Annotated in this window: 19 protein-coding genes and 1 pseudogene; 6 read left to right on the top strand and 14 right to left on the bottom strand. The window is 72.9% G+C overall.

Annotated elements, in window-relative coordinates; genetic code table 11:
* Position 1: 1 nt before the first annotated feature.
* The 6 genes and pseudogenes from ACIPPM_RS00610 to ACIPPM_RS00585 form a co-directional block, all read right to left on the bottom strand.
* Positions 2 to 400 (bottom strand): OB-fold nucleic acid binding domain-containing protein, encoded by a 399-nt coding sequence (locus ACIPPM_RS00610; RefSeq protein ID WP_078858303.1) that lies wholly within the window; start codon positions 398 to 400, stop codon positions 2 to 4.
* 64 nt (positions 401 to 464) lie between these two features.
* Positions 465 to 1,151, bottom strand: a complete 687-nt coding sequence (locus ACIPPM_RS00605; RefSeq protein ID WP_401441734.1) for a response regulator — start codon at positions 1,149 to 1,151, stop codon at positions 465 to 467.
* The gene (locus ACIPPM_RS00600) at positions 1,148 to 3,703 is read right to left on the bottom strand and encodes an ATP-binding protein (RefSeq protein WP_401441733.1); all 2,556 of its coding nucleotides are present in this window, start codon (positions 3,701 to 3,703) and stop codon (positions 1,148 to 1,150) included. Before ACIPPM_RS00600 ends, ACIPPM_RS00605 begins: the two co-directional genes overlap by 4 nt.
* Before the next feature lie 192 nt (positions 3,704 to 3,895).
* Entirely contained in the window at positions 3,896 to 4,645 is a 750-nt protein-coding gene (locus ACIPPM_RS00595) for a DUF3710 domain-containing protein (RefSeq protein ID WP_401441732.1), read from the bottom strand.
* 1 nt (position 4,646) lies between these two features.
* Positions 4,647 to 5,195: pseudogene (dut, locus tag ACIPPM_RS00590) on the bottom strand (dUTP diphosphatase).
* Positions 5,192 to 5,770 carry a PaaI family thioesterase gene (locus tag ACIPPM_RS00585; protein WP_401441731.1) on the bottom strand — a complete coding sequence of 193 codons (579 nt, stop codon included), beginning with the start codon at positions 5,768 to 5,770 and terminating at the stop codon, positions 5,192 to 5,194. Before ACIPPM_RS00585 ends, dut begins: the two are co-directional and overlap by 4 nt.
* 90 nt (positions 5,771 to 5,860) lie before the next feature.
* Here ACIPPM_RS00585 and ACIPPM_RS00580 point away from each other — a divergent pair, with 90 nt between their 5' ends.
* On the top strand, positions 5,861 to 6,325 hold the full coding sequence (locus ACIPPM_RS00580) for a DUF3093 domain-containing protein (RefSeq protein WP_393592430.1): 465 nt from the start codon (positions 5,861 to 5,863) through the stop codon (positions 6,323 to 6,325).
* Between the two features lie 13 nt (positions 6,326 to 6,338).
* Here the strand turns inward: ACIPPM_RS00580 and ACIPPM_RS00575 are convergent, their stop codons facing one another.
* The 4 genes from ACIPPM_RS00575 to ACIPPM_RS00560 form a co-directional block, all read right to left on the bottom strand.
* On the bottom strand, positions 6,339 to 7,268 hold the full coding sequence (locus ACIPPM_RS00575) for a hypothetical protein (RefSeq protein WP_401441730.1): 930 nt from the start codon (positions 7,266 to 7,268) through the stop codon (positions 6,339 to 6,341).
* 13 nt (positions 7,269 to 7,281) lie between these two features.
* Positions 7,282 to 7,578, bottom strand: a complete 297-nt coding sequence (locus ACIPPM_RS00570) for a DUF4193 domain-containing protein (protein ID WP_005481602.1) — start codon at positions 7,576 to 7,578, stop codon at positions 7,282 to 7,284.
* 406 nt (positions 7,579 to 7,984) lie between these two features.
* Complete coding sequence (locus ACIPPM_RS00565) at positions 7,985 to 9,262, bottom strand: sensor histidine kinase (RefSeq protein WP_401441729.1); 1,278 nt, start codon at positions 9,260 to 9,262, stop codon at positions 7,985 to 7,987.
* Positions 9,263 to 9,268: 6 nt separating this feature from the next.
* Positions 9,269 to 9,922 carry a response regulator transcription factor gene (locus ACIPPM_RS00560; RefSeq protein ID WP_007387794.1) on the bottom strand — a complete coding sequence of 218 codons (654 nt, stop codon included), beginning with the start codon at positions 9,920 to 9,922 and terminating at the stop codon, positions 9,269 to 9,271.
* Between the two features lie 414 nt (positions 9,923 to 10,336).
* Here ACIPPM_RS00560 and ACIPPM_RS00555 point away from each other — a divergent pair, with 414 nt between their 5' ends.
* Complete coding sequence (locus tag ACIPPM_RS00555; RefSeq protein WP_389006231.1) at positions 10,337 to 10,510, top strand: hypothetical protein; 174 nt, start codon at positions 10,337 to 10,339, stop codon at positions 10,508 to 10,510.
* A gap of 113 nt (positions 10,511 to 10,623) precedes the next feature.
* Here the strand turns inward: ACIPPM_RS00555 and ACIPPM_RS00550 are convergent, their stop codons facing one another.
* Positions 10,624 to 11,439 carry an inositol monophosphatase family protein gene (locus ACIPPM_RS00550; protein ID WP_401441728.1) on the bottom strand — a complete coding sequence of 272 codons (816 nt, stop codon included), beginning with the start codon at positions 11,437 to 11,439 and terminating at the stop codon, positions 10,624 to 10,626.
* A gap of 8 nt (positions 11,440 to 11,447) precedes the next feature.
* Positions 11,448 to 12,575, bottom strand: coding sequence for a ferrochelatase (locus tag ACIPPM_RS00545; RefSeq protein WP_401441727.1), 1,128 nt, complete (start codon positions 12,573 to 12,575; stop codon positions 11,448 to 11,450).
* 189 nt (positions 12,576 to 12,764) lie between these two features.
* Between ACIPPM_RS00545 and ACIPPM_RS00540 the strand changes: the two genes are divergently transcribed.
* The gene (locus ACIPPM_RS00540; protein WP_401441726.1) at positions 12,765 to 14,003 is read left to right on the top strand and encodes an MFS transporter; all 1,239 of its coding nucleotides are present in this window, start codon (positions 12,765 to 12,767) and stop codon (positions 14,001 to 14,003) included.
* Positions 13,963 to 15,279 (top strand): D-arabinono-1,4-lactone oxidase, encoded by a 1,317-nt coding sequence (locus tag ACIPPM_RS00535; RefSeq protein WP_401441725.1) that lies wholly within the window; start codon positions 13,963 to 13,965, stop codon positions 15,277 to 15,279. The genes ACIPPM_RS00540 and ACIPPM_RS00535 overlap by 41 nt, the downstream gene beginning before the upstream one ends.
* Here ACIPPM_RS00535 and ACIPPM_RS00530 read toward each other — a convergent pair.
* A complete protein-coding gene (locus ACIPPM_RS00530; protein ID WP_401441724.1) occupies positions 15,206 to 15,964 on the bottom strand; it encodes a hypothetical protein in 759 nt (252 codons plus the stop codon). The two genes, ACIPPM_RS00535 and ACIPPM_RS00530, sit on opposite strands and share 74 nt — an antisense overlap.
* 481 nt (positions 15,965 to 16,445) lie before the next feature.
* On the opposite strand from ACIPPM_RS00530, the gene sepH reads away from it, so the two are divergent.
* On the top strand, positions 16,446 to 17,486 hold the full coding sequence (gene sepH / locus ACIPPM_RS00525) for a septation protein SepH (RefSeq protein WP_401441723.1): 1,041 nt from the start codon (positions 16,446 to 16,448) through the stop codon (positions 17,484 to 17,486).
* A gap of 44 nt (positions 17,487 to 17,530) precedes the next feature.
* On the opposite strand, the gene ACIPPM_RS00520 is transcribed toward sepH, so the two are convergent.
* Positions 17,531 to 18,373, bottom strand: a complete 843-nt coding sequence (locus ACIPPM_RS00520; protein ID WP_401441722.1) for a sulfurtransferase — start codon at positions 18,371 to 18,373, stop codon at positions 17,531 to 17,533.
* Between the two features lie 286 nt (positions 18,374 to 18,659).
* On the opposite strand from ACIPPM_RS00520, the gene ACIPPM_RS00515 reads away from it, so the two are divergent.
* Positions 18,660 to 19,460 (top strand): VOC family protein, encoded by an 801-nt coding sequence (locus ACIPPM_RS00515; RefSeq protein ID WP_401441721.1) that lies wholly within the window; start codon positions 18,660 to 18,662, stop codon positions 19,458 to 19,460.
* The last annotated feature ends 2 nt before the right edge of the window (positions 19,461 to 19,462 follow it).

Raw genomic sequence — 19,462 nt, 5'->3', positions numbered from 1 at the left:
GCTACTCCCGTCCGAGGGGTCGCAGTTCGTATTTCGGGTTGAACAGCACGCGGCGGCCCCGGCTCATCGAGATCCGGCCCGACGCGATCAGCTTGCGTCCCGGTTCTATGCCCGTGATGGAGCGCCTGCCCAGCCACACCACGTCCAGCGCGGCGGTGCCGTCGAACAGCTCCGCCTCCAGCGCCGGTACACCGGCCCTCGGCCGCAGGGTGACCGTGCGCAAGGTACCAGTCACGGTGACGATCTGCCGGTCGTGGCAGTCGCCGATCCGGGTGCAGCCCGCGGTCTCGGTGTCCTCCCGCAGCTCCTCCGACTCCAGGTCCTCCTGCGAGGTGGAGAGCCGGTCCAGCATGCGGCGGAACCGGCCTGCCGGCTTTTCGGAACGAGGAACGCCACTCATATCTGAAGCCTACCGGGGTGTGCCCGTGAGGCCGTACTCCAGCGGGGCTTGATCGAACACCGGTTCACTTCTCGAAGCGGTAGCCCATGCCGGGTTCGGTGATGAAGTGCCGGGGGTGCGCGGGGTCGGCCTCCAGCTTGCGGCGGAGCTGGGCCATGTAGACGCGCAGGTAGTTGGTCTCGGTGCCGTAGGAGGGCCCCCAGACCTCCCGCAGCAGCTGTTTCTGGCCGACCAGGCGGCCGGTGTTGCGCACCAGCACCTCCAGCAGGTGCCACTCGGTCGGGGTGAGCCGTACGTCCCGGCCCGCGCGGTCGACCTTCTTGGCGGCCAGGTCGACGGTGAAGCCGTCCGTCTCCACGGTGATCACGTCGTCCTCGCCGGGCCCGACCGGCTCGGCCCGGCGCACGGCGGCCCGCAGCCGGGCCAGCAGTTCGTCCATGCCGAAGGGCTTGGTGACGTAGTCGTCGGCGCCCGCGTCCAGCGCCTCGACCTTCTCGTCGGAGGAGTGGCGGGCGGACAGCACCAGGATGGGCACCCGGGTCCAGCCGCGCAGGCCCCGGATCACCTCGACGCCGTCCATGTCGGGCAGGCCCAGGTCCAGGACGATCACGTCGGGGTGGCGGGAGGCGGCGAGCTGCAGCGCGGTGCGGCCGTCGGGGGCCGCGTCGACGTCGTACGAGCGCGCCTTGAGGTTGATCACGAGGGCCCGCGTGATCTGCGGTTCGTCGTCGACCACCAGCACCCTGGTCATTGCGGCTGCCTTTCCTGTTCTGCGGTGTCCTGCCCCGTGTGCGGGGGCTCGGGTCGGGGCCGGGCGGCGCGGAGGCTGAGCACCATGGTGAGTCCGCCGCCGGGGGTGTCCTCGGCGGTCAGGGTGCCGTCCATGGCCTCGGCGAAGCCACGGGCCACCGCGAGGCCGAGTCCGACCCCGGCGCCGCGCGGGGCGTCGCCGTACCGCTGGAACGGCTCGAAGATACGGTCCTTCGCGTCGTCCGGCACGCCGGGCCCCCGGTCCACGACCCGCACCTCGACCCGGTCCACCAGGGCACTGGCGGACACGGTGACGCGCTGGCCGGGCGGGCTGTACTTGACGGCGTTCTCCACCAGGTTGGCGACCGAACGCTCCAGCAGGCCGGGGTCGACGGCGACCATGGGCAGCGTCTCGGGCACGTCCAGGCCGACGCTGTCCTCGGGGACGCCGACCAGCGCCATCGGCACCACCTCGTCCACGTCGATCTCGCGGATCAGCGGGGTGACGGTGCCGGTCTGGAGGCGGGACATGTCGAGCAGGTTGCCCACCAGGTGGTCGAGCCGGTCGGCGCCCTCCTCGATGCCCTCCAGCAGCTCGGCCCGGTCCTCCTCCGACCAGGCCACGTCGTCGGAGCGCAGGGAGGAGACGGCGGCCTTGATCCCGGCGAGCGGGGTGCGCAGGTCGTGGCTGACGGCGGCGAGCAGGGCGGTGCGGATGCGGTTGCCCTCGGCGAGCGCGCCCGCCCGGTCGGCCTCGGCCTTCAGGCGGCGCCGGTCGAGGACGACGGCGGCCTGCGTGGCGAAGGCGGCCAGGACCCGGCGGTCCTCGGCGGGCAGCACCCGGCCGGTGAGCGCGAGCGCCATGTGGTCGCCGACCGGCATGTCCACGTCGGCGTCCTCGGGCCGCTCCAGCGGGGGCCCGAGCCCGGCGCGCCCGGCGCAGGTCCAGGGCTCCAGGTCGCCCGCCCGTTCCAGCAGGGCGGCGGACTCCATGGCGAAGGTCTCCCGGACGCGTTCCAGCAGCGCCTCCAGGCTGGTCTCGCCGCGCAGGACGTTCCCGGCGAGGAAGGAGAGGATCTCCGACTCGGCCCGCAGCCGGGCCGCCTGGTGGGTGCGCCGGGCGGCGAGGTCGACCACGGAGGCGACCGCCATGCCGACGCCGAAGAAGATGGCGATGGCGACGATGTTCCGCGGGTCGGAGATGGTGAACCGGTGCAGGGGCGGGGTGTAGAAGAAGTTCAGCAGCAGGGAGCCCAGCGCGGCCGAGGCGAGCGCGGGCAGCAGCCCGCCGAGCAGGGCGGCCGCGACCGTGACGGCCAGGAACAGCAGCATGTCGTTGGCGAGGCCGAGGTCGACGGCGTTGAGCAGCAGCGCCAGGACGGCCGGGCCCGCGAGCGCGGCCGCCCAGCCCGCGATGATCCGGCCCCGGCCGAGCCGGGAGCCGCGCGCCACGGGCAGTCCGCGCCCCTTGGCGACCTCCTCGTGGGTGACGATGTGCACGTCGAGGTCGGGCCCGGACTCCCGGGCCACGGTGGCGCCGACGCCGGGTCCGAAGACGTACTGCCAGGTCTTGCGGCGTGAGGAGCCGAGCACGATCTGGGTGGCGTTGACGCCGCGCGCGAAGGCCAGCAGGGCCGCCGGTATGTCGTCGCCGACCACATGGTGGAACGTGCCGCCCAGGTCCTCCGCCAGGGTGCGCTGGAGGGCGAGTTCCTTCGGCGAGGCCGCGGTGAGGCCGTCGCTGCGGGCTATGTAGACCGCCAGCACCTCGCCGCCCGCGCCCTTCTCGGCGAGCCGGGCTGCGCGGCGGATCAGGGTGCGCCCCTCGGGTCCGCCGGTCAGGCCGACCACGATGCGCTCGCGGGAGCCCCAGATCCGGGAGACCCGGTGCTCGCTGCGGTAGGCGTTCAGGTGCTCGTCGACCCGGTCGGCCACCCACAGCAGGGCCAGCTCGCGCAGGGCGGTCAGGTTGCCGGGGCGGAAGTAGTTGGACAGCGCCGCGTCGACCTTGTCGGGCTGGTAGACGTTGCCGTGCGCCATCCGGCGGCGCAGGGCCTGCGGGGACATGTCGACCAGCTCGATCTGGTCGGCCCGGCGGACCACCTCGTCGGGCACCGTCTCGCGCTGGCGGACCCCGGTGATCGACTCGACCACGTCCCCGAGGGACTCCAGGTGCTGGATGTTGACGGTGGAGACCACGTCGATCCCGGCGGCGAGCAGTTCCTCCACGTCCTGCCAGCGCTTGGTGTTGCGGGAGCCGGGGACGTTGGTGTGCGCCAGCTCGTCCACCAGGGCGACGGCGGGCGCGCGGCGCAGTACGGCGTCGACGTCCATCTCCTCGAAGGAGACGTCCCGGTGCGTCAGCCGCCCGCGCGGCACCTGCTCCAGGCCGTGCAGCAGCACCTCGGTACGGGGCCTGCCGTGGTGTTCGACGTACGCCACCACGCAGTCGGTGCCCCGCTCCAGGCGGCGGTGGGCCTCGGCGAGCATGGCGTAGGTCTTGCCCACGCCCGGTGCCGCGCCGAGGTAGATCCGAAGCTTGCCGCGTGCCATGGCCCCATTGTCTTCCGGTGACTGCCGCCTACGCCGGGTCGACCTTACGGCGGCCGGTGCGGACAAAGCGGACGGGGGGCCGCGCGACGGGACGCTTTGACGCAACCCTGACGCCTCGGACGCGCGCGAAGGGCCGTACCCCCGGGGGTACGGCCCTTCGTCGGTGTCTCTTCGCTCGGCGGACCTCGTTTCTCAGCGGACCTCGGTGATCTCCGGGCCGCGCTGGAGCTGGCCCATGCCGCCGGAGAAGCGGGAGCCCTCCTCCTGCTGGACGCCCTCGGGGACCATCTGGGCGTCGTTGGGCAGCTTGAGGACGATCGGGTCGCGGGGCGCCATCGGGCCCTCGCCGCGCACCACGACCGTGTCCCGGAAGATCTGCTCCAGCAGCCCGGCCGCCTGCGGCTGCACCGCGCCCTGGCCGGAGATCACACCGCGCAGGAACCAGCGCGGGCCGTCCACGCCGATGAACCGCACGACCTGGAAGCCGCCCGTGCCGTCGGGGAGCTGCACCGGCACCTGGGCGCGGAGCTCCCAGCCGAGGGGGCCCTCGACCTCGTCGACGATGCCGCCCTGCTGGGTGATGCCGCCCGCGATCTCGTCGCGGACCTCGCCCCAGATGCCCTCACGCTTGGGAGCGGCGAAAGCCTGGAGCTGGACGGCGCTGTCGCGCAGTACGACGGTCGCGGCGACGATCGCGTCACCGGCGACCTCGACCCGCAGTTCCATGCCGTCGACCCCGGGGACGAACAGACCGCCCAGGTCGACACGGCCCTCGGCCGGGTCGCGCACCTCGGTGGAGTCCCAGGGTCCGTCGGGGCGCGGCTCGGGCTCGAGCCGTGCCCGCGTCTGCTCTTCCGCCTCGGTGTCGACGCTGTCGACGACCTGCTCGGCCTCGCCGGCCGCGCCCTCGGCGGCACCCTTCTTGTTGCGACGTCCGAACACGTCACTGTCCTTCCCGGTCGGATACGACCGAAGCGTATCGATTCCCACCCGCCCGGCCACCCGCGGCGGCCGGACCCGTCGTGCCGCGCTAGCCGTCCACCGAGGCATGGCCTCCGGTGGACCCGAAGCCCCCCTCGGCCCTCACCGAACCGGGAAGTTCCGCGACCTCCTGGAAGCGGACCCTCTCGACCTGCTGGACGACCAGTTGGGCAATCCGGTCGAAGCGCTCGAACCGCACCGTCTCGCGCGGATCGAGATTCACCACGATCACCTTGATCTCTCCACGGTACCCGGCATCAACCGTCCCCGGGGCGTTCACAAGCGCTACTCCGCAGCGGGCCGCGAGCCCCGAGCGGGGGTGCACGAAGGCCGCGTACCCCTCGGGGAGCGCGATGGCCACACCTGTGGGCAGCACGGCCCGCTCGCCGGGCTTCAGTTCGCAACGCTCGGTGGTGCGCAGATCCGCCCCGGCGTCCCCGGGGTGCTCGTACGCCGGAAGCGGTACGTCGGGGTCGATGCGGCGCAGGGAGACGTCCAGCGGCCGGTTCACGGGTTCACCTCGAAGGCGCGGGAGCGCCGGATCTGGTCCGGGTCGCTCATGGCGGCCTGGATCTCCTGCTCGCGGCCGTGCTCGGTGAAGTGGTCGACCCTCACCTCGACGAACAGCGCCTCCGCGCGGACGGCGAGGGGACCCTCAGGTCCGCCGATGCGGCCGGTCGCGCGGGAGTAGATCTTGCGTCCGGCGACGGCGGTGACCTCGGCCTGGAGGTGCAGCACGGTGCCGACGGGCACCGGGGCCACGAAGTCGGTCTCCAGCCGTCCGGTGACGGCGATGGTGCGCAGCAGCCAGTTCAGCGAGCCGAGGGTCTCGTCCAGGGCGGTGGCCAGCACGCCGCCGTGCGCGAGGCCGGGGGCGCCCTGGTGGGCGGGCTGGACGGTGAACTCGGCGGTCAGCGAGACGCCGTCGCCCGCGCGCGCCTCCAGGTGCAGCCCGTGCGGCTGTCCGGGGCCGCAGCCGAAACAGTGTTCGTAGTGGGCACCGAGAAGCTCACCGGGCTCGGGGGCGTCGGGGTGCCGCACGGGCGGCTTCGCGTCGGCGGGGGGCTGGAGGCTGGCTGAACTCACAGGCGCAGACCTTACCGCTCCGCCCTGTGGCCGCCACCACGCCGCCGCCCCGGCGTCCGGGATGTCCGTCCACCGTGCCAAGCTTGGCTCATGCAGCTCTCCGCCGCCCCCTACGAAGAACGACTGACCGCCCCTCGCTCGTGGTGGCTGATCAGCGTGCTCGTGGGTGTCTCCTTCGCCCTGATCCTGCTGCCCTTCGGCACCCTGCCGCTGCTCGGCGGCCTGGTCGGCGGCACGGCCGTCGCGGCGGTGATGGCCAGCGCGTACGGCTCCCCGCGCATCCGTGTGGTGGGCGACGCGCTGCTCGCGGGCGAGGCCCGCATCCCGGTGTCGGCGCTCGGCGCGACCGAGGTGCTGGACGCGGAGGAGGCCCGCGCCTGGCGCACCCACAAGGCCGACGTCCGCGCGTTCCTGCTGCTGCGCGCCTACATCCCGACGGCGCTGCGGGTCGAGGTGACCGACCCCGAGGACCCGACGCCGTACCTGTACCTGTCGACGCGGGAGCCGGAGAAGCTGGCGGCGGCGATCGCGGGCGCGAAGACCGCGGCCGCCTGAGCCGCGCGGGGCGTCAACTGCCGGTGCCCTCCGGGTATCCGGTGATCTTCAGCGGGTCCGCGGGCTCCTCCAGCGGCGGCAGATCGGGCAGCTCACCCCAGGGCACCTGGCTCTTGCGCAGGTCGGTCCGCACGCGCTCGGCGAGCTTCCTGGTGTCCCGGCGGTTCATGACCGCGCCGACGGCGGCGCCGACCATGAACGGCATGAGGTTGGGCAGGTTGCGGACCATGCGCTTCATGATCTGCTGACGCAGTTCGCGTTTCATCCGGCCGCCGAGGGCGACGTCGATGGTCGCGGGCTTCATCACGTCGATCCCGCGCTCCCCCGACCAGGAGGACAGATACGCGGTGCTGCGGGTCCGGAGGCCCCCCGGCGGGCGCAGGCCGTAGACCTCGTGGAGCTCGGCGATGAGCTTCAGCTCGATCGCGGCGACCCCGGTGATCTCGGCGGCCAGCTCGGTGGGCATGGCGGGCGGTACGGGGAGCATGGCGGCAGCGCCGATCCCGGCACCGACCGTGGAGGTGCCGTTGGCCGCCCCGGCCACCAGCTTGTCGGCGAGCTGCTCGGGCCCGAGGCCCGGGAACTGCCGACGCAGCGTCGCCAGGTCGCGTACGGGGACGCGCGGGGCGAGTTCGATGATCCGGTCGGCGAGGTAGGCGATTCCCGCGCGGGCGTGGGTGCCGCCCCGGCGGGCGCCCTCGCGAGCCAGCAGCCGGGCCCGGGTGCGCATGGCGGCGGCCCGGCCCGGCGGTCGCGGTTCCGCGCGGCCGGGGGACTCCCCCGTCCTGGCCGCGCCGGACCCGGACGCCGGTTCGAGCGAGGCCCCCGGTTCGGCGGGGCCCCGCTCGTCGTCGTCACGCGTGCCGTGCGAGCCCTTCACGGGCCCTTTGTCCGCTCCCGGCAGATGGAAGCGGCGCTTCCGCGGAGGGGTCGAGCCAGTCACGGCCGACCCGCCCCTAGTCGCAGTCGCGGCAGATCGGCTGGCCGTTCTTCTCACGGGCCAGCTGGCTGCGGTGGTGGACCAGGAAGCAGCTCATGCAGGTGAACTCGTCCTGCTGCTTGGGCAGCACGCGGACGGCCAGCTCCTCGTTGGAGAGGTCGGCGCCCGGCAGCTCAAGGCCCTCAGCGGCCTCGAACTCGTCGACGTCCACCGCGGAGGTGGACTTGTCGTTCCGGCGGGCCTTCAGCTCCTCGAGGCTGTCCGAGTCGACGTCGTCGTCGGTCTTGCGTGGAGTGTCGTAATCGGTAGCCATGTGTCACTCTCCCCCTCTGGGTATCTGCGGTGTCTTCAGCGCACGTAACGCGTGAGAGGCCGGACTTGTGCCCGACCTGAGGCGGAGATTTTGCCTCACATCAAGGTCTGTTACTCAATCGACACCCAACCCGGTCCCTCGTGAGTGATCGGCTTGGATGGCGGTGAGGACCGTACACGGTTGAGATGCCGCACCTCAAAGGCGCCTCATCGTGTACTTCCCGTGATCAGGAGCCTTGAAAACCCGGATTTTCCCGGCTTTACGGCCCCCTTCTTGATCACAGTGAGTGCATGGCTGGAAATCCGCCCATGTGATTGATCACACAGGGAAAACCTCTTTCGGTGCTCGGAAAATTCCGCGCGAAGCGAACATCCTCCGCGAGTGTCGGGATCTGTGACAAGCAAGGTCACAACGGCAGAGTCACGCGCATCACCAGACCGCCTCCCTCGCGCGGGACGGCCGAGATGTGGCCGCCGTGCGCGCGGGCCACCGACCGGACGATGGACAGGCCGAGCCCGACCCCCTTGTCGCTGCCCGTGCGCTCCGTACGGAGCCGCCGGAAGGGCTCGAAGAGGTTGTCGATCTCGTAGGCGGGCACCACCGGCCCGGTGTTGGAGACGGTCAGCACCGCGCGACCGTGGTGGACCGCCGTACCGACCTCGACCCAGCCGCTTTCCGCAGCCTCGCCCTCCCGCGTCTCGTCCGGGGCCACGTTGTAGCGCACCGCGTTCTGTACGAGGTTGAGCGCGATGCGTTCCAGCAGGACGCCGTTGCCGCGCACCACGGCGGGCTCCAGTGCGCTGCGGAGGTCCACGCTCCGGGCCTCGGCCTCGCCGCGGACCTGGTCGATGGCCTGCCCGGCCACCTCGGCCAGGTCCACCGGACCCCGCTCCACGATCTGGTTGTCGCTGCGGGCGAGCAGCAGCAGGCCCTCCACCAGCTGCTCGCTGCGCTCGTTGGTGGCCAGCAGGGTCTTGCCGAGCTGCTGCAGCTCCACCGGGGCGTTCGGGTCCGAGAGGTGGACCTCCAGCAGGGTGCGGTTGATCGCCAGCGGGGTGCGCAGCTCGTGCGAGGCGTTGCCGACGAAGCGCTGCTGGGCGGTGAAGGCCCGCTGGAGCCGCTCCAGCATGTCGTCGAAGGTGTCGGCCAGCTCCTTCAGCTCGTCGTCCGGGCCGTCCAGCTCGATCCGGCGGGACAGGTCCGACCCGGCCACCTGACGGGCGGTGCGGGTGATCCGGCCCAGCGGGGAGAGCACCCGTCCGGCCATCGCGTAGCCGAAGGCGAAGGCGATCACCGCGAGGCCCAGCAGGGCCAGCAGCGAGCGGCTGAGCAGGTTGTCCAGGGCCGCCTGGCGCTGCTGGTCGACGCAGTGGCTGATCGCGGTGTTGAAGTCCTGGAGCGACAGGCTGGTGGTGTTGTTGATCACCGGGCAGTTGCCGCTGGAGACCCGGAGGTCCTGATAGCCGACGATCTTGAACAGCGGCTGGTTGCCGGAGCTGATCGCCTGCGCGGCCAGCAGATAGATGATCGACAGCAGCAGGATGCCCGCGATCAGGAACATGCCGCCGTACAGCAGGGTGAGCCGTATCCGGATGGTCGGGCGCAGCCAGGGGAAGGGCGGCTGGGGGCGGGGGTCCCAGGTGGGCTTCGGCGGCGCCTGGGGCGGCGCGGGGGTGGCGGCCACGGGGGATCAGATCCGGTAGCCGGAGCCGGGCACGGTCACGATCACCGGGGGTTCGCCGAGTTTGCGGCGCAGCGTCATCACCGTCACCCGCACCACGTTGGTGAAGGGGTCGGTGTTCTCGTCCCATGCCTTCTCCAGCAGCTGTTCGGCCGAGACGACGGCGCCCTCGCTGCGCATCAGCACCTCCAGCACCGCGAACTCCTTGGGCGCGAGCTGGACCTCCTTGCCGTCGCGGAAGACCTCGCGGCGGTTGGGGTCGAGCTTGATCCCGGCCCGCTCCAGGACGGGGGGCAGGGGGACGCTGGTGCGGCGGCCGAGCGCGCGCACGCGCGCGATCAGCTCGCTGAAGGCGAACGGCTTGGGCAGGTAGTCGTCGGCGCCGATCTCGAGGCCCTCGACGCGGTCGCTGACGTCGCCGGAGGCGGTGAGCATGAGCACGCGCGTGGGCATGCCCAGCTCCACGATCCGTCGGCAGACGTCGTCGCCGTGCACGAGCGGGAGGTCGCGGTCGAGGACGACCACGTCGTAGTCGTTGACACCGATGCGCTCCAGGGCGGCCGCACCGTCGTACACGACGTCGACGGCCATGGCCTCCCGGCGCAGTCCGGTGGCCACCGCATCGGCGAGCAACTGCTCGTCCTCGACGACGAGTACACGCACGTCGCTAGTCCTTCCTGAAGTCCACCCGCGTGGGCCGCGCCGGGGCGCGGGCGGGGTGGAGCCGTCCGTGGGATCGTGGCCTCCATCCTGCCCTTTTCGGCCATAAGTCGGCTGTAAGCCGGGTGCGGGGCCGCAGGGTCGAGGGTGGCGGGACGAGAATGCCGGAATTTCTCCCGTCGGCGAGGTTTCCGTGCGGAGGCGGGCGGGGAGGACGGCTTTACACCCCGCGATCACGCTCTGCATGTGCCGCAGCACCATGCGGTACTCCGCGATCACTCCGCGGAGCGGGCGCGGGTGTCCGGCACCGTCGCCGCCCAGCAGGGCAGCGCTGGGCATCCGCGGCGATGATCGCCCCTTCATTGACCTGGCACACCCCGTGCCACCGGCCCACGACCCAGGACGAGGGGGCGCAGCATGGACGCTTTCACCACGGGACTTCTGCAGCGCATAAAGACGACCGAGTCCGATCTGACGCGGGCTCGTGACGAGGGGGACGACTTCCTCGTCGAGGTGGAGCAGGGCGAGCTGGACGACCTGCGCCGCCTCGCCGCCGAGCACGGCGTGGAGGTCGGCGTCACCCACGCCTGACCGACCCCGGTAACACCGGCGGGACCCGGCACGTCCAGTGCCCCGGGTCCCGCGTCGCTCGGGTGTGCCGCGCTCTCGGCCCTGCCGGGCGCGATCGGTCCTGCCGGGCGCGGTCAGTCCTGCCAGGCGCCGAAGTCCCCCAGCAGCCGCTGGAGCGGCTCGAAGACGCTCGGCGTGCCCGCGAGCGTCAGTACGCCCGACGGGCGCTCTCCGGGCCGTCCACCGGTCATGGCGCCCGCTTCCCGCGCGATGAGGTCCCCGGCCGCCACGTCCCACGGGTTGAGCCCGCGCTCGTAGTAGCCGTCGAGCCGTCCGCAGGCGAGGTCGCACAGGTCGATCGCCGCCGAGCCGCCGCGCCGGATGTCCCGGACCAGCGGGATCAGCCGGGCCGCGATCTCGGCCTGGCGGGCGCGGACCTCGGTGACGTAGTTGAAGCCGGTGGAGACCAGTGCCTGGTCCAGCGGGGCGGGCGGACGGCAGGCCAGCGGGCGCTCGCCCTCCCACGCGCCGGTGGCCCAGGCACCCCCGCCGAGCACGGCCTGGTAGGTCTCGCCGCGCATCGGGGCCGCGACCACTCCGGCCACGGTCTCCCCGTCGACCTCGGCCGCGATGGACACGGCCCAGGTCGGCAGCCCGTACAGGTAGTTGACCGTGCCGTCGAGCGGGTCGATCACCCAGCGGACTCCGCTGGTGCCCTCGGAGCTGGCGCCCTCCTCGCCGAGGAACCCGTCGTCGGGGCGGCGGGCGGAGATCAGGTCGACGATCAGCTTCTCGGCGGCGAGGTCCATCTCGGTGACGACGTCGACCGGGCTGGACTTGGTCGCCGCCACCGCGAGGTCGGCCGGGCGCCCGTCGCGCAGCAGCGCGCCCGCGTGGCGGGCGGCCTCCTGGGCGAGCTGGAGCAGTTCCGAGTGCAGGGGGTCGGTCACGGGGGTCCTCACGCGTAGGGGCTGTCGGCGCCCGCGGCGGCGGGGCGGGGGGCGCGGGCCGGGCAGCAGCCGATCGGGCACACGTCGTGGCTCGCGCCGAGGGCGCCCAGGGCGCACGGTGTGCTCTCCCGGCCACGCTCGGTCCCGGACCGTTCCACGACCAGGTCGCGGACGGCGGCGGCGAAGCGGGGGTCGGCGCCCACGGTGGCCGAGCGGCGTACCGGCAGGCCCAGCTCCGCCGCCTTGGCCGTAGCCTCGGTGTCGAGGTCGTAGAGGACCTCCATGTGGTCGGAGACGAAGCCGATGGGGGCCATGACGACGGCCGGGACCCCGGCGGCGTGCCGCTCCTCCAAGTGGTCGCAGATGTCCGGCTCCAGCCACGGGATGTGCGGGGCGCCGGAGCGGGACTGGTAGACGAGCTGCCAGGGGTGGTCCACGCCGGTTCGCTCGCGGACGGCGTCGGCGACCAGCTGGGCCACGTCGAGGTGCTGGGCGACATAGGCGCCGCCGTCACCGTGCTCCTCGACCGGGCCGGAGGTGTCGGCGGCGGCGAGCGGGATGGAGTGGGTGGTGAAGGCGAGGTGGGCGCCGTCGCGGACGTCCTCGGGGAGGTCGGCGAGCGAGCGCAGTACGCCGTCGACCATGGGCTCGATGAAGCCGGGGTGGTTGAAGTAGTGCCGCAGCTTGTCGACCATCGGGGGCGTCAGCCCCTCGCCCTCCAGCGTGGCGAGCGCGTCGGCCAGGTTCTCCCGGTACTGGCGGCAGCCCGAGTAGGAGGCGTAGGCGCTGGTGGCGAGGACCAGGACGCGGCGGCGGCCGTCGGCGGTCATCTCGCGCAGGGTGTCGGTGAGGTACGGCTGCCAGTTGCGGTTGCCCCAGTAGACCGGGAGGTCCAGCCCGTGGTCGGCAAAGTCCTTGCGCAGGGCGTCCAGCAGCTCACGGTTCTGCTCGTTGATGGGGCTGACCCCGCCGAACAGGAAGTAGTGCTGCCCGACCTCCTTGAGGCGCTCCTTGGGGATGCCGCGGCCGCGCGTGACGTTCTCCAGGAACGGGACCACGTCGTCCGGCCCCTCGGGGCCGCCGAAGGAGAGCAGGAGGAGGGCGTCGTAAGGGGTCACATCGAGCGCTTCTGGCATGACTCGATCCTGCCACCCGCCACTGACAGTGGTGAAACGGCACGGGGGCGCGCCGGAAAAGTGGGCCTTGATAAGGATTCGTCCCGTGCGACGAGTGGCTGCGTTAGGGTCACCTAACTTGTAAGCTGTACCCACTCTCTTCGCGCCTTACCGAGGGCGCCTCATCGAGCAGTCCAGACGGAGTCCCGCGTGCCCAGCCCCTACCGAGCCCTGTTCGCCGAACCGGGTACCAAGAGCTTCTCCGCCGCGGGTCTCGTCGGACGGATGCCGCTGTCGATGATGGGCATCGGCGTGGTCACGATGATCTCCCAGCTCACCGGGCGCTACGGGCTCGCCGGCGCGCTCTCGGCCACCATGGCGCTGTCCGCCGCCGTGCTCGGGCCGCGGATCTCCCGCCTGGTGGACCGGCACGGCCAGCGCCGGGTGCTGCGTCCCGCGACCCTGGTGGCGCTCACGGCCGGGACCGGGCTGCTGCTCGCCGCGCACTTCGGCTGGCCCGACTGGACGCTGTTCACCTTCGCGGCCGGGGTCGGCGCGGTGCCCAGCCTGGGCTCGATGATCCGGTCCCGCTGGGCCGCGCTGTACGGCGGCGACCCGAGGCTGCACACCGCCTACTCGTTCGAGTCGGTCGTCGACGAGCTCTGCTTCATCCTCGGGCCGATCATCTCCATCGGCCTGTCCACGGCCTGGTTCCCGGAGGCGGGCCCGCTGCTCGCGGCCTGCTGCCTGGCCGTCGGCGTCTTCTGGCTGACCGCCCAGCGCGCCACCGAGCCGGTGCCGCACCCGCGCGAGCACCACGGTGCGGGCAGCGCGCTGCGCTCCCCCGGACTCCAGGTGCTCGTGGCGACCTTCGTGGCCACCGGCACGATCTTCGGCGCGATCGACGTGGTGACCGTCGCCTTCGCCGACGAACGCGGCCACAAGGGCTTGGCCAGTGTCGTCCTCGCGCTCTACGCGGCCGGATCGTGCCTCGCGGGCCTGGTCTTCGGCGTGCTGCGCCTCTCCGGGCCGCCGCAGCGCCGGTGGCTGCTGGGCGTGGGCGCGATGGCCATGAGTATGATCCCACTCCTACTGGTCGGAAACCTGGCACTTCTGGCCGTGGCACTGTTCGTTGCGGGGCTGTCCATCGCACCGACGATGATCACGACGATGTCCCTCATCGAACAGCACGTACCTCGCGCGAACCTCACCGAGGGCATGACCTGGGTGGGCACCGGTCTGGCGGTCGGGATCGCGCTCGGCTCCGCCATGGCGGGCTGGGTGATCGACGCGGCCGGCGCGCGCGCCGGGTACGGGGTCCCGGTCGCGGCCGGGGCCGCCGCGGTGGTGGTCGGTTTCCTCGGGTACCGCCGGCTGTGCAGGCCGGTCACGGGGCGGGGAGGCACCGTTGAGCAGCACGGCGAGCGGGAAGCACGGAACCTGGCGTAACTGGGGCGGCAACGTCACCGCCCGGCCCGCCCGGCAGGTGACTCCGGCCTCGGTCGAGGAGCTGGCCGCCGAGGTGCGCGGGGCCGCCGAGCGGGGACTGCGGGTCAAGGCGGTGGGCACCGGGCACTCCTTCACCTCCGTCGCCGCCACGGACGGGGTGCTGATCCGCCCCGATCTGCTGACCGGCATCCGCGCGATCGACCGCGCCGCCATGACCGTCACGGTCGAGGCGGGCACCCCGCTGAAGCGGCTCAACGCGGCGCTGGCGCGCGAGGGGCTCTCGCTCACCAACATGGGCGACATCATGGAGCAGACCGTCGCCGGGGCCACCAGCACCGGCACCCACGGCACCGGCCGGGAGTCCGGCTCCATCGCCGCGCAGATCACGGGGCTCGAACTCGTCACCGCCGACGGCTCGGTGCTCACCTGCTCCGCCGAGCGGAACCCGGAGGTCTTCGCGGCCGCCCGGATCGGCCTCGGCGCGCTGGGCGTGGTCACCGCGCTGACCCTCGCCGTCGAGCCGCTGTTCCTGCTGACCGCCCGCGAGGAGCCGATGCCGCTCGACCGGGTGCTGGCGGAGTTCGATCAACTCTGGGCGGAGAACGAGCACTTCGAGTTCTACTGGTTCCCGCACACCGGCAGCGCCAACACCAAGCGCAACAACCGCAGCGAGGGTCCCGCGCGGCCGGTGGGGCGGGCGGCGGGCTGGTTCGAGGACGAGTTCCTGTCCAACGGCGTCTTCCAGGCGGTCCAGTGGGTGGGGCGCGCCGCCCCCGTCTCCGTCCCGGCCATCGCCCGGGTCTCCAGCCGGGCGCTGTCGGCGCGCTCGTACACCGACATCCCGTACCGGGTGTTCACCTCGCCGCGCCGGGTGCGGTTCGTGGAGATGGAGTACGCGGTGCCGCGCGCGGCCCTGGCCGAGACGCTGCGGGAGCTGAAGGCGGTGATCGAGCGGTCGGGGCTGCGGATCAGCTTCCCGGTCGAGGTGCGCACCGCCCCGGCCGACGACATCGCGCTGTCCACCGCCTCCGGCCGGGACAGCGCCTACATCGCCGTGCACATGTTCCGGGGCACCCCGTACCAGGCGTACTTCAGCGCGGCGGAGCGGGTGTTCACCGCGCACGAGGGGCGTCCGCACTGGGGGAAGGTGCACACGCGGGACGCCGGTTACCTCGAAGGGGTGTATCCGCGCTTCACCGAGTTCACGGCGTTGCGGAACCGGCTGGACCCGGAACGGCTGTTCCAGAACGACTACTTGCGGAGGGTTCTGGGGTAGTGGGCGTCCCCTCGGTGGCGCCCTCGCTCGGGGTGGGGGCCGGGGTCGTCGCGTCCTGGCTCGGCGCGGTGCTCGGCCCGTCGCCCGGGGTCCGGGTGGTCTCGGGCGACGTCGGACGCGTGCTGGCGCCGCCGTCCCCGGACGGGGTCCCCTCGGACGGGTCCGTGGTCCCGGACGGGGTGGTGGCGGGGGTCGGGTTCTCGTCCCTGCGCTGATGGTGGGAGGCGTTCCGGCCGCCGACCGCGTCGCTGACGGTGGTGCCGGAGCCGCCGCTGAAGCTGTTGCCGGACGCCACCTCGTAGGCGGTGATGCCGCCCATGGTGACGCCGAAGACCAGCGCGGCGGCGAGCAGCGGCCGCTTCCAGCTCTTGACCTTCGCGCGGTAGACGGTCCCCGCGCCGAACTCGCCCTCGGCGGGGTCGGGGTGCCCTGCGGCGACGGCGGTACGGGGCCGGGTGGTGTCCCTGACCTCGCGGAACTGCTCCCCCGTGCGCCGGAAGAACTGCTGGAAGACCGAGCCGCCGCAGGTGGCGACGATGCTGACCACCCCGGCGCCCAGGATCGTGCCGTACACCCCGAAGTAGGAGGCCATCTTGGCCGCCACGACCGCCGCGAGCGCGCTGCCCGCGACCTGGGGGACGTTCAGGTCGAACCGCTTTCGACCCGCATCGGGCGTTTCACGCATACCCGGAACCCGCTGCCTTTCCCTCGCTCGGCGTCGACAACTGTCGACATGTGACGAGTGAGGGACGTGCGAACGAAACCATTAGTTCCGTTTCGCCGGATTGCGTGAACTTCGCCACGTTGGTGACCGCCGGAACCCGCCCATGGGCGGCCAAGTCGCACCCCCCGACTGAAGTTGAGCGGCGCGCCGAACCACGCGCATGGCCCGAATGGAGTACTGTTGCGAGCCCTGGGCACGGGTGTCCCATCGGGATGTCCGAAGCCCCGCAGGGCCGCCAGGAGGGGGAGAGTTGCACAGGGTGAGGGAGTTCGTCACTCAGCGTTGCGAACTGGTAACCGTGCCATAACGGCGGTGCTCGGCTCGCGCCCGACACGCCGGGCAACTCGGCAAGGTTGTGGCAGGTTGCGCTCGGGCAGGCCACACTCGACTAGCGGAAGCAGCGACGCACGTGACGTCGGCAGGCACCATCCGGGAGGTCCCCATGCCCGAACTGCGTGTCGTGGCCGTCTCGAATGACGGCACACGGCTGGTGCTCAAGGCTGCCGACGCGACGGAGTACACCCTTCCGATCGACGAGCGGCTGCGCGCCGCCGTGCGCGGTGACCGCCCCCGCCTCGGCCAGATCGAGATCGAGGTGGAGAGCCACCTCCGCCCCCGCGACATCCAGGCGCGGATACGAGCGGGTGCCACCGCGGAAGAGGTCGCCTCGCTCGCCGGTATCCCGGTGGACCGGGTCCGCCGCTTCGAGGGGCCCGTGCTCGCCGAGCGCGCCTTCATGGCCGAGCGCGCCCGTAAGACCCCCGTCCGCCGCCCCGGTGAGAACTCGGGCCCGCCGCTCGGCGAGGCCGTGCAGGAGCGGCTGTTGCTGCGCGGGGCCGAGAAGGACACCGTGCAGTGGGACTCCTGGCGCCGCGACGACGGCACCTGGGAGGTCCTGCTCGTCTATCTGGTCGCGAGCGAACCGCACTCGGCGAGCTGGACGTACGACCCGCCCCGGCGGCTCGTCCAGGCCGTCGACGACGAGGCGCGCTCGCTGATCGGCGAGTCCGACGACCTCGCGGTGCCGGAGCCCAGCTTCCCGTTCGTCCCCCGCATCGCGCGGCTGCCGCGCGACCGTGGCATGGACCGCGCCCTCGACCGGGTCGACCGCGAGCGGCCCAGCCTGCCCGCGCAGCCGTCGGAGCCGGTCGAGGAGAGCACGGGCGAACGCGACTCCCTGACCAGCCTGTTGGAGGCCGTGCCGAGCTTCCGGGGCGACCTGGTGGTGCCGGAACGGCCGCCGGAGCCCCCGGAGGAGCCTGCCGAGGAGGTCCTGGAGGAGGAGCCCCCGGCGCCCGCCGCGTCGGCCGGTTCCGCCTACGCGGACGTGCTCATGCCACGTGCCGTCTCCAGTCACCGCGACCGGCTGACCGGCGCGACGGACCGTCAGGCCGAGGCCGACGGGGTGCGCCCCGGCCGCCGGGCCGCCGTGCCGAGCTGGGACGAGATCGTGTTCGGGACCCGGCGCAAGAAGCAGGAGTAGCGAAGGGGAGGGGGAGCGCGAGTGCGCTCCCCCTTTCGTCGTGCCTAGCGCGGGTCGGGGCCGGTCGCGATCGGACGGGACGGGTCGTTGGACCACTCCGACCAGGAGCCCACGTACAGCGCGGCCGGGATGCCCGCGACCGCGAGGGCCAGCACCTCGTGGGCGGCGGAGACGCCGGAGCCGCAGTAGACCCCGACCGGCGCGTCACCGGAGACGCCCAGCGCCTTGAAGCGGTCGCGCAGGTCGGCGGCGGGCAGGAAGCGGCCGTCCGGGCCCACGTTCTCCGTCGTCGGCGCCGACAGCGCGCCCGGAATGTGCCCGCCGACCCGGTCGATGGGCTCCACCTCGCCCCGGTACCGTTCCCCCGCCCGTGCGTCCAGCAGCACGCCCGAGCCCGCCAGTCCGAGTGCGCTGTCCGCGTCGAGCACCCCGGTCGGCTCCGGCAGCGGCTCGAAGTCGCCCTCGGCCGGGGCGGGTACCTCCGTGGACAGCGGGCCCTCCCAAGCGGTCAACCCTCCGTCGAGCACCTTCACGTTCGGGTGACCCGTCGCGCGCAGCAGCCACCAGGCGCGGGCGGCCGCCCAGCCCTGTCCGCCGTCGTACACGACGACCGGGGTCCCGGTGGACACGCCCGCGCGGCGCATGGCGGCGCCGAACTCGGCGATGTCCGGCAGGGGATGGCGGCCGCGCGGGCCGGGGGGCGCCGCCAGCTCCCGGTCCAGGTCGACGAAGACCGCGCCGGGGAGGTGCCCGGCCTCGTAGGCGGCGCGGGCGTCGAAGGCGGGGGCGTCCGGCGCGCTGAGCTGCCAGCGCAGGTCCAGCAGCGTCGGCGGGGTCGGCCCGGCCAGCTCCCGGGCGAGTTCGGGGGCGGTGATGATGACTGTCATGGCGCCATCCTCGCGCACGGGGTGGCCGCCACGCCCGGTCCCTCCTGCTCCGCTCGGCCGGACAGCCGCGATCACACGGCGTACGGTATCGGGCACACAGTGTGCGTTCGGCGGCACTCGCCGGTCATCGCCCGTGCGGCGAACGGCGACCGACCGGACCTTCCGCCGGACCGTGCGCCGCCCCGTACCCAGGGCGGCACGGGCACGCGGGCGCCGGTCGACCGGCCCCGCCCGCGGGGAGCGGATGCGACACGGCCCCCATGAGGGACCGGAGAGAGAGTGAGCGATGACCGAGGCACCGGAGTCGGCGGGCCCACGAGCGGCGCACGCGCCCGGCACACCGTGCTGGATGAGCCTGATGACGCGGGCGGCGGACGCCGCCGAGGAGTTCTACGGGGCCCTGTTCGGCTGGGAGTTCCGGCCCGGCCCGCTCGGCCGCCCGGTGCGGGCGTCGCTGGGCGGCCGGGAGGTGGCGGTCATCGGGCAACTGCCCCCGGACGCCGGTCTTTCGGCGGCCTGGACGCCCTATCTCGCCTCCGACGACGTGGACCTCACGGCCGAGCGGGTGCGGCTGTCCGGCGGCACGGTGGCGGTGGGCCCGCTGGACGCGGGTGAGAACGGCCGGGTGGCCATCGCCGCCGACCCGTCCGGCGCGGTCTTCGGCTTCTGCTCCGCCTGGGTGCACCCCGCCCCACCACGCGGCGGCGGACCGGGCCTGCCCGCGTGGAACGAGCTGCGGACCGTGTCGGCGGTGCGCGTGACGACGTTCTACGCGCGGGTGTTCGGCTATGAGGCGGAGCCCCCGTCGGCCCCGGACCACATCACCCTGCGCAGCGGCGGCCGCCCGGTGGTGGCCCTGCGCGGCATGGGCCAGGCCCTCCCCCGCGCCCTGGGCGCGCACTGGCTGCCCCACTTCGAGGTGACGGACACCGACGCCACCGTCCAGCAGGTGCTGGAGCTCGGCGGCCGCCTGCTGGAACCGGCCCACGACACCCCGTACGGCCGGGTGGCCACGGTGGCCGACCCGCAGGGGGCGCGGTTCGGTGTGGCGCGCAGACTCGGGACGGTGCCCCGGCCGCGCGGGTAGGT

It is taken from the genome of Streptomyces sp. NPDC090119 (assembly GCF_044747085.1).
In the GTDB taxonomy this organism is placed as follows: Bacteria; Actinomycetota; Actinomycetes; order Streptomycetales; family Streptomycetaceae; genus Streptomyces.
Note: the sequence above shows the minus strand (reverse complement) of the source record. Positions and strands in the feature narration are given on the sequence as shown.